This window comes from Corynebacterium sp. (assembly GCF_030535495.1).
GTDB lineage: Bacteria > Actinomycetota > Actinomycetes > Mycobacteriales > Mycobacteriaceae > Corynebacterium.
The window spans coordinates 18,873-27,404 of record NZ_JAUNRW010000006.1 but is presented as its reverse complement, the minus strand read 5'-3'; the positions used below and the strand labels follow the sequence as shown (position 1 = coordinate 27,404).

At 67.5% G+C, this 8,532-nt stretch carries 6 protein-coding genes; 1 reads left to right on the top strand and 5 read right to left on the bottom strand.

Features of this window, described 5'->3' with window-relative positions; all coding sequences use genetic code 11:
• The coding region (gene thrC / locus Q4F73_RS01655) for a threonine synthase (RefSeq protein ID WP_303357608.1) at nucleotides 1-1,441 on the bottom strand (1,441 nt) is incomplete at its 3' end.
• 87 nt (nucleotides 1,442-1,528) lie between these two features.
• Here thrC and Q4F73_RS01650 point away from each other — a divergent pair.
• On the top strand, nucleotides 1,529-2,893 hold the full coding sequence (locus Q4F73_RS01650) for a nitrate/nitrite transporter (protein WP_303357607.1): 1,365 nt from the start codon (nucleotides 1,529-1,531) through the stop codon (nucleotides 2,891-2,893).
• Between the two features lie 4 nt (nucleotides 2,894-2,897).
• Here the strand turns inward: Q4F73_RS01650 and Q4F73_RS01645 are convergent, their stop codons facing one another.
• The 4 genes from Q4F73_RS01645 to Q4F73_RS01630 form a co-directional block, all read right to left on the bottom strand.
• Nucleotides 2,898-3,602: an AAA family ATPase gene (locus tag Q4F73_RS01645; RefSeq protein ID WP_303357606.1), complete on the bottom strand. Its 705-nt coding sequence runs from the start codon at nucleotides 3,600-3,602 to the stop codon at nucleotides 2,898-2,900.
• Between the two features lie 40 nt (nucleotides 3,603-3,642).
• On the bottom strand, nucleotides 3,643-3,963 hold the full coding sequence (locus Q4F73_RS01640) for a hypothetical protein (RefSeq protein WP_303357605.1): 321 nt from the start codon (nucleotides 3,961-3,963) through the stop codon (nucleotides 3,643-3,645).
• A gap of 108 nt (nucleotides 3,964-4,071) precedes the next feature.
• Complete coding sequence (locus Q4F73_RS01635; RefSeq protein ID WP_303357604.1) at nucleotides 4,072-7,152, bottom strand: bifunctional [glutamine synthetase] adenylyltransferase/[glutamine synthetase]-adenylyl-L-tyrosine phosphorylase; 3,081 nt, start codon at nucleotides 7,150-7,152, stop codon at nucleotides 4,072-4,074.
• A 30-nt stretch (nucleotides 7,153-7,182) separates the two neighbouring features.
• Nucleotides 7,183-8,520: a glutamine synthetase family protein gene (locus tag Q4F73_RS01630; RefSeq protein ID WP_303357603.1), complete on the bottom strand. Its 1,338-nt coding sequence runs from the start codon at nucleotides 8,518-8,520 to the stop codon at nucleotides 7,183-7,185.
• Between the last annotated feature and the right edge of the window lie 12 nt (nucleotides 8,521-8,532).

The following is an 8,532-nucleotide window of genomic DNA, read 5'->3' as shown; positions in this document are numbered from 1 at the left end:
ACACCGCCGTCGTGCGGATCGACTCGGTGATGAAGGCCTTCACCGTCTCCGCGTCATTCGGCAGATCGGTGACGTGGCGCTGCGCATCGAGGATGTCGGCGAAACGCCCCGGGATCTGCGGGGTGGTGCCCGTCGCCTCCTCGATGGTCTCGGCGAACTTCACCGGCAGGGCCGTTTCCAGGCAGACGATCGGGGTGGAGACCTCCGCGCGCCACTGCCGGGCCACGTGCACGCCGTCCGCGGTGTGCGGGTCGAGCATGACGCCGAGGCGCTCCCAGACATCCTTGATGGTGGCCAGGCGGTCGGCGTGGCTGGAGCTGCCGGAAAGGAAACCGTGGTCGGCGGCAGCGGCGGGGAAGGCGGGATCGTCGGCAAGCGAGAAACCCTCGCCCTTGACGTCGACGCCGAAATGCTGCGCGATGCGCTCGGCGTCGCGGCCCAGCAGGTCGAAGACGAAACGCTCGAAGTTGGAGGCGCGGGAGATGTCCATCGACGGCGAGGAGGTCTCCATCGTCTCCGCCGCCGGGCGCGGGCGGTAGTTGCCCGTGCGGAAGAACTCGTCGAGGACGTCGTTTTCGTTGGTGGCCACGATGAGGCGGTCGATCGGCAGCCCCATCTGACGGGCGATGTGGCCGGCGCAGATGTCACCGAAGTTGCCGGTGGGCACGGAGAAGGAGACCTGCTGGTCGTTGGACTCGGTGACCTTGATCCACGAGGTGATGTAGTAGACCACCTGCGCCATGAGGCGGGCCCAGTTGATGGAGTTGACCGCGCCGATCCGGTACTCGGCCTTGAAGGCGGCGTCCGCGGAGACGTCCTTGAGCACGTCCTGGCAGTCGTCGAAGACGCCGTCGAGGGCGATGTTGAAGATGTTGGGGTCATCGAGACCGAACATCTGCGCCTGCTGGAAGGGGGTCATGCGACCGGCCGGGGTGAGCATGAACACGCGGATCCCCTGGCGCCCACGCATGGCGTACTCGGCGGCGGAACCGGTGTCGCCGGAGGTCGCGCCGAGGATGTTGAGGGTCTCGCCGCGGCGGGCCAGCTCGTACTCGAAGAGCTCGCCGAGCAGCTGCATCGCCATGTCCTTGAAGGCGGCGGTGGGCCCCTCCGAGAGGTGGCCGATGTAGAGGCCGTCCTCCAGCTCGGTGACGGGCACGATCTCCTCGTCGGCGAACTTAGGCGTGGTGTAGGCGCGGGCGGCGATCGCCTCGAGGTCTGCCGCCGGGATGTCATCGACGAAGATCGTGAGCACCTCCGCCGCGACGGCCGCGTACCCTTTCTCCGCCAGCAGCTGCCGCCAGGCGGTGAGCTGCTCGTCGCTCAGCTGCGGGTACTCGGCGGGCAGGTAGAGGCCACCGTCGGGAGCCAGCCCGCCGAGCAGGATGTCGGTGAAGGCGGCGGGAGTACGGGAGTGATCGCGCGTCGAAATGTAATCCACGATGAACACCATACGTTGCCCTCTCGCGGGTGTGGCCGTTATCCACCCCGCCCCTGTGGTCTGACCGGAGGGTATAGGGTGTGATGCGTGACGCATTCGATACTCAACCCCCACCCCCGCGAGCAGGTGACCCGCAAAGCCATCATTGTCTGGGTGACCGCCGTGATGGTGTACGTCGTCGCGATCACGGGGCGCACCTCCTTCGGTGTGGCCTCCGTGGACGCGATCGACCGCTTCGGTGTCGATGCCTCCCGCATCGCCGTGTTCACCGCCGTGCAGATCGGCGTCTACGCCTTCGCGCAGATCCCGGTCGGCATGCTCATCGACCGTTTCGGGCCGCGCCGCCTGCTGGTGGTCGGCGCGATCATCATGGCCGCCGGTCAGATTCTGCTGGGCTTGACCGGTTCCTACTGGGTGGCCATCGGGGCGCGCGTGCTCATCGGCGCCGGCGATGCCACGGCCTTCCTCTCGGTGATGCGCATCCTCCCCTACTGGTTCCCGCTGAAGAAGACCCCGCTGTTCACCCAGATGACCGCCGCCCTGGGCCAGATCGGTCAGTTCCTCTCGGCGGTTCCTTTCCTGGCGCTGCTGCACGGCCCGGGGTGGACCACCGCCTTTATCAGCCTCGGTGCCACGGGCGTGCTCATCGCCATCGCCGCGGGTGTGGCGGTGGCCGACTCCCCGGAGACCTGGGAGGCCGCCAAGCTGGCCAAGGACCCCGATCACGTGCGGGAGAAGCAGTCCCCGCCCACGAGGATCCCCCTTGGGCAACTGCTGCTGACCGTGTTCCGCGAACCGCTGTGCTGGCAGGGCTTTTTCAACCACTACGCGTCGATGATGCCGCAGATCGTGTTCACCCTCCTGTGGGGTGTGCCGTTGATGACCTTAGGCATGGGCCTGTCCCCGGCCACCATCGGCATGGTGCTGACGATCAACGTCATCGCCTCCATGTTCGCCGGCCCCATCCTCGGTCCGATCTCCGCGCGTCTGGGCAACAACCGTGTGGTGGCCGCCATCGTCTTCGCCGGCTGCATCGGTTTTGCCTGGATCATCTTCTTCCTCCCCGAGGAGCCGCGCGGGGTCGGCGCCATCATCGCTGTCAACATCGTCATGGCGCTGTTCACACCCACCTCCAACTACGGTTTCGACGACATCCGTGAGGACCTCGACCGCCGCATCGTCGCCACCGCCACCGGCATGTCCAACATGGGTGGATTCTTCGCGGGCATGTTCGCCGCCCAGGCCGTCGGCCTGCTGCTCGACCACTACTCCCAGGGCCAGGCCTACACCTGGTCCGATTTCCGGGCGGCGTGGTGGGCGGTCACCCTCGTGTGGGGATTCGGCTGGCTGGGGCTGATCACCTTCCGCATCATCGTCGCCCGCCGACGTCGGGCCCGCGCCGAATCCGGTGAGAGCACCGTCCGCATCGTGGACAGCTCCACGGAACGCTGAGGAACTAGCCCAGGATGTAGCGGATGGTCCCCTGCGGGTCGTCGAGGAACTCCCGGGTCGCGATCACGGCCTCCGCCTCCTCGTAGACGGTGTCCTCCAGACCCTGATCGGTGATGTCGACGATCGCGGCGTCCGGGATGGCCAGGATGATCGGCGAATGGGTGGCGATGATGAACTGCGCGCCCCGCTGCACCGCCTGATGGATCTCGGCGACCAGCGCCATCTGCCGGACCACCGACAGGCCCGACTCCGGCTCGTCGAAAATGTAGAGCCCGGCGCCGTCGACGTGATCACCGAGGATGGACATGACGGATTCGCCGTGGGACATCTGATGCCGGAAGTGCTCGACATCGGGTTTCCGGTCGTGGATGGTCACCGTGTCGTAGTGGGTTTCCGCACGCAGGAAATACCCTCGCGGCGGAATGTCCCCGCCGCGCAGATGCATCCAGCGGGACAACGGGGAGTGCGTCGGGTGAATGACACCCCGGAACTCCCGGTCACGGAGAGGGCCGCCGGCGGCGTCGAAACCGGCGGCGATGGCGATGGCCTCGACGAGGGTCGACTTGCCCGAGCCGTTGTCGCCGACGAAACACGTCACCGGCGTGGTGAGTTTCAGCGCCTCATACTCCTCGAGGTAGCGCACCACGGGGAGCTCACGGATGAAGGAGTCCTCGCGGACAGACTCCACACGCACCGAATTGATGAACATGCCCCCATGGTAATGGGGGTCACGTTCTGCAGGGAAACAATCATTCGTTGCGTCGCGGAGGCTCCTGGCGCCCGGTGAGGATGTCGATGACGCTGCGGATGGCGGCGTCCCCGATCTGCCCGCCCTGGCCCGGCCAGTTCCCGGGGCCGAAGGGCCCGCGCGGCGGGTGCTCGTTGCGGGGGGTGGGGGTATCGCAGGCCTCGGAACGCTTCGCGGTGTCGTCGGAGGTGATCAGGAGGGTGGTGTCCTCGAGCTGCACCTGAGCGGTGTCAGTGACACCGGCGGTGCGGGCGGCGTCGACAAGCGCGCGGAGATCGGCGAAGGTGGCGTTGCTGAGGTCGATGGACAGGGAGACGGCCATGGGAGGCTCCTTCACGATACGTGCGGGGTGAATTATCTGGTCATGGCCCAGCGTAGGTGCGGCGACAGGGGCCTGTCACCACCCTTAGGGGCCCCGCCTCACCCCACTTCAGGGTTCCAGCGCCGTCTCCCCCCAGAACACTTCGTCGACCACCCGGCGCGCCTTGCGGGTCAGGCGCAGGTAGTGCTCGAGGAAGCCCTGGTAGTCCTCCGGATCCCAGCCGGCCGCGCCCGCCACCTGCGCCAACGCCGGTCCGGGCCCGGGGAGCTGGTCGGTGCGGCGTCCCTTGACCAGGACGAGGGCGTTGCGGGCGTTGGTGGCGCACAGCCACGCCTCCCGCAGCACGCTGACCTGCTCGGGACGCAGGATCTCCTTGTCGGCGACCACATCGAGCACCTCCAGCGTGGAGGTGTTGTGCAGCTCCGGGTACTCATGGGCGTGCATCATGGTCAGCAGCTGCGCGGTCCACTCGATGTCGGTGAGCGCTCCCCTGCCCAGTTTCGTGTGGGTGTTGCGGTCCGCGCCGCGGGGCAGGCGTTCGTTGTCGATGCGCGCCTTCATGCGGCGGATCTCGCGGATGTCGCCGGCCGAGGCCCCCTGCTCCGGATAGCGGAAGCGGTCGACCATCTGCAGGAAGCGGGTTCCCAGTTCCTCATCCCCGGCCACGACCGTGGCCCGCAGCAGAGCCTGGACCTCCCACACCTCACCCCACTGCCGGTAGTAGCGTTCGTAGGACTCGATGGTGCGCACGGCGGCTCCCGAGCGTCCCTCGGGCCGCAGCCCCAGATCCACCTCCAGCGGTGGGTCACCGGAGGGCTTGGCCAGCCGCTGCCGCATTCCGTCACAGATGCTGATGGCCCATTTCACGGCGTCGGTGTCCTCCACCCCCTCGGCGGGGTCGCAGACGAACATGACATCCGCATCCGAGCCGTAGCCGAGCTCGGCACCGCCGAGGCGCCCCATGCCGATGATCGCGATGCGCGCCGGGGGTTCCTCCAGATTCTGCTGCGCCAGGCTCCAGCGCACCTCGGCCAGCAGGCTGGCCTGCAGCACGGCGTCCCACACCAGTGACAGTTCCATGCACACCTGGTCGACGGGCATGAAGTCCAGGAGGTCGGCGGAGGCGATGCGCGCCAGTTCCACGCGCCGCAGTGAACGGGCGACCGACACCGCGCGATCCGGGTCCTTGTGTCGCTTGGAGGAGGCCACCAGGGCCTTGCACACCTGGTCCGGGGCCGGGTCCATCACCTTCGGGCCAGCGGCACCGTCCCCCAGCTGCTTGACGAAGTCCGGGGAGGAGATGATGAGGTCGGAGGTGTACGGGGACGTGCCGAGGATGCGCATGAGGCGTTGGCCCACCACGCCTTCGTCGCGAAGCATCCGCAAAAACCACACCCGGTTGTAGGCCGCGTCCGAGAGCTTGCGGTAGTTGAGCAGACCGGCATCGGGGTCGGCGGTCTCGGACAGCCACGTCATGAGCGTCGGCAGCAGCATGGCCTGCAGCTTCGCCTTCCGCGAGCCACCGGCCGCCAGGGCCGTGAGGTGCTCGAAGGCGCGCGCGGGGTGCCGGTATCCCAGTGCGGCGAGCTGGAGTTTCGCCGCCTCCGGGGACAGCGAGATCTCGTCGACCGAGAGGTTGACCACGGTGTGCAGCAGCGGGCGGTAGAACAGGCGCTGGTGCAGGTCAGAGATGAGCAGGCGGATCCGGCGCAGGTGGGCCTGCATGGCATCCACCGCGGTCTTCTTGCCCGAGGCCGTGAATCCGGAGGTGGCGGCCAGCCAGGCGAGGTGGCGTTCGTCATCATCCGCCGGCATGGTGTGCGTGCGGCGGAGACGGTGCAGCTGCAGGCGGTGCTCGAGCAGCCGGAGGAACTCGTAGGCCTCGATGAGCTGGTGGCCGTCCTCGCGGCCCACGTAACCACCCTCGACCAGGGCCTCGAGGGCATGCACGGTGGCCAGCACGCGCAGCGATTCATCGGAGCGACCGTGCACGAGCTGGAGGAGCTGGATGGCGAACTCGACGTCGCGCAGGCCTCCGGTACCGAGTTTCAGCTCGCGGGTGCGCATTGCCTCGGGCACGTTCGCCAGCACCCGGCGGCGCATGGCCTGGACATCGTCGACGAAGGAGTCACGCTGGGAGGCGGTCCACACCATGGGCGCCAGCGCCGTGATGTAGTCGTGCGCCAGGCTCATCGCGCCGGTCATCGGGCGGGCCTTGAGCAGCGCCTGGAACTCCCAGGTCTCTGCCCAGCGCTTGTAGTAGGCGATGTGACTGTCCAGGGTGCGCACCAACGCGCCGGACTTGCCTTCCGGGCGCAGGTTGGCGTCCACCTCGAAGAAGGCCTTGGAGCCGATGCGCATGAATTCCCCGGCCAGGCGGGTGGCCTTGGTGGTGACGGGTTCGGCGACGAAGATGACGTCGACATCGGAGATGTAGTTCAGCTCCCCGGCACCGCACTTGCCCATCGCCAGCACAGCCAGCCGGGTGTCCACGGGGTCCTCGCCGTACACACCGGCGACGGCGAGGGCGAGGGCGGCGGTGAGGGCAGCATCGGCCAAGGCTGTCAGCAGGTCGGTCACGGTGGTAAACGACAGCTCCGGCTGCGCCGGCACCTCTCCGCGGCGGGCCTCGAAAGTGCCGGCCAGGTCGTGGGCGGCGATCCGCATGATGAGCGTGCGGTAGGTGAGCCGGAGGGCGTTGGCTGCCTCGGGACCGGTCAGCCGCGCGCGGTAGGTGCCGGGGGTGGACAGATCCGCGGTGGCGGTATCTCCGGCCTCATCAGCCTCCTCCGCAATGTCGAACTCGGCGGGCACGGCGTCGACACAACCGAGCATGGAACGCAACAGCTCCCCGGCGCTGGGCAGCTCACCGGTGAGCTCGGTCCACAACGCCGGGTTGGCCGCGAGGTGATCACCGAGCGCGGTCGACCCGCCCAGCAGGGCGAACAGTCGCACGCGCAGGGCCGGGTCCTCCCGCAATGCGGCGTCGAGGTCCGGGCGCTGCTCCCCCAGGGCCGTCATCAGTCGGATGAGCGTGTTGAGCGCCAGGTCCGGATCCCCCGCCCCCGACAGGGCCCACAACAGCTCGACGGATTCCTCGTTGTCCCACCCCAGCCAGGCGAGATCCTCGGCGGCACGCGCCCCCGTCAACCGCAGAACGGCCGGGGACGGAACGGTGGTTCGGCTCATGGTGTGTGACTCCTCGTCGGGGATGTCCGGCTAGTAATCGAGTGTGTTGCGCAGCTCCCAGGGGGTGATCTGTTCCTGGTAGGCGTGCCACTCGTTCCATTTCGAGCGCAGGAAATACTCGTAGACCTGCTCGCCGAGGATGTCGGCGATGAAGTCGGACTTCTCCAGCACGCGCAGTGCCTGGTCGAGGGAGGACGGCAGGTCCTTGTACCCCATCGCCAGTCGCTCGCGGCGGGTGAGAGACGAGATGTCGTCCTCGGCGGGCTCACCCAGTTCGTACTCCTCGCGGATGCCCTTGAGGCCGGCGCCGAGCAGCACGGAAAACGCCAGGTAGGGGTTGGCGGCGGAATCGAGCGAGCGGACCTCGACGCGGCGGGAATCCGCTTTGTGCAGGCGGTACGTGGGGACGCGGACCAGGGCCGAACGGTTGGACACACCCCAGGTGGCGGCAGTCGGAGCCTCGTTGCCGAACACGATGCGCTTGTAGGAGTTGGGCCACTGGTTGGTCACCGCGGAGATCTCTTGCGCATGGTGCAGGATTCCGGCGATGAAGTGCTTCGCTGTGGCGGACAGCGAGATCTCGTCGTCCGGGTCGTGGAAGGCGTTGCTGTCTCCCTCGAACAGGGAGATGTGGGAGTGCATCGCGGAGCCCGCGTGTTCGGTGAAGGGCTTGGGCATGAACGTCGCGCGCACGCCGTTGCTCAGGGCCACCTGCTTGATGAGGTACCGGAACGTCATGATGTTGTCGGCCATGGTCAGGGCGTCCGCGTGCCGCAGGTCGATCTCCTGCTGCCCCGGCGCGGCCTCATGGTGCGAGAACTCGGTGGCGATGCCCATGGCATCCAGGGCGTTCATTGCTTCTCGACGAAAGCGTGGCGCCTGGTTGTGCGTGGCCTGGTCGAAATAGCCGCCGTTGTCGGTGGGGACGACCTCTCCGGGGCTGGTCCCTTCGCTGAACAGGTAGAACTCAATCTCCGGGGAGACCATACAGGTGAAGCCGTCGTCCGCGGCGAGGTCGACCTGTCGACGCAGGATCTGCCGGGGGTCCGACCAGGACGGCTGCCCGTCGGGCATGGTGATGTCGCAGAACATCCGGGCGGTCTGGATTTCCGGGGTGTCCGCGTCGAAGGGCAGGACCTGGAAGGTCGAGGGATCGGGGCGGGCCAGGGTGTCCGATTCCGAGATGCGGGAGAAGCCCTCGATGGAGGACCCGTCGAATCCGACCCCCTCCTCGAAGGCCGCCTCCAGCTCGGAGGGACTCATCATCACGGTCTTGAGGTACCCGAGGATGTCGGTGAACCACAGCCGGATGAAACGGATGTCTCTTTCCTCGACCGCGCGGAGCACGAATTCCTGTTGGCGATTCATGCCCCCAACTCT